The organism is Stenotrophomonas maltophilia (genome assembly GCF_003970865.1).
Taxonomy (GTDB): Bacteria; Pseudomonadota; Gammaproteobacteria; order Xanthomonadales; family Xanthomonadaceae; genus Stenotrophomonas; species Stenotrophomonas maltophilia_AR.
Genome location: NZ_RXLZ01000156.1, coordinates 1 through 718 on the forward strand (window position 1 = coordinate 1; position 718 = coordinate 718).

Consider the following 718-nt stretch of genomic DNA (forward strand, 5'->3'; position numbering starts at 1 on the left):
AAGACAGGGGCCCTTTGCCCCTTTCCCCCCCCCTGGGCCCGCCAGCGGGGGCGGGACAGGTAACGGGCTCCACGGGACGGGCGTCGGAGCGCCCCCCAAGGGGGAGTGGTGGGCGGGTCTGAGGACCCGCGCCAGCCTCAAGCCCGAGGCTGCCGCCGATCTGGATGCCCTGATCGCCAGGATGGCCACTGTGCGCACCGCGCGCGCCTGGGTCTACAAGGAGCAGCTGCGCCAGATCCTCGCGCGCAAGCAGATCAACGTGGCACGCGACATGCTCAAGCACTGGTGCACCTGCGTCATGCGTTCCAAGGTCGAACCCATGAAGGAGGTCGCCGCCATGGTCCGTCGCCACCTCGAGGGCATCGTCGCCTGGGCCCAGACCCGCCAGACCAACGGCTTCCTCGAAGCGCTCAACGGCCTGTTTCAGTCCGCCAAGCGCCGCGCTCGCGGCTTCACCCGCTTCACCACTATCAGAACCGTCATCTTCCTGATCGCCGGCAAGCTCGACTTCGCAGTGATCAACCCTCATGCCCGGCAACCCACTTGAAATTCAACAGAGCCCGAATTGTTAGGAGGCAGCTACTGAACACGATTCTGGACGCCCGGTTCCCCCCAAACCGTTTCCCTGAAATCGCCCCCCTCGCCCCCCCCCGAAATACCGGGCCCCCCCGCCCCCCCCCCAAACCCCCCCACCCCCCCCCCCCCCCCAACCCGTTCC

1 pseudogene is annotated in these 718 nt (G+C 67.7%); it reads left to right on the forward strand.

Annotated features, from left to right (window positions below):
* Positions 1–97: 97 nt before the first annotated feature.
* Positions 98–547: pseudogene (locus tag EKL94_RS22175) on the forward strand (transposase); the annotation flags it as partial.
* Between the last annotated feature and the right edge of the window lie 171 nt (positions 548–718).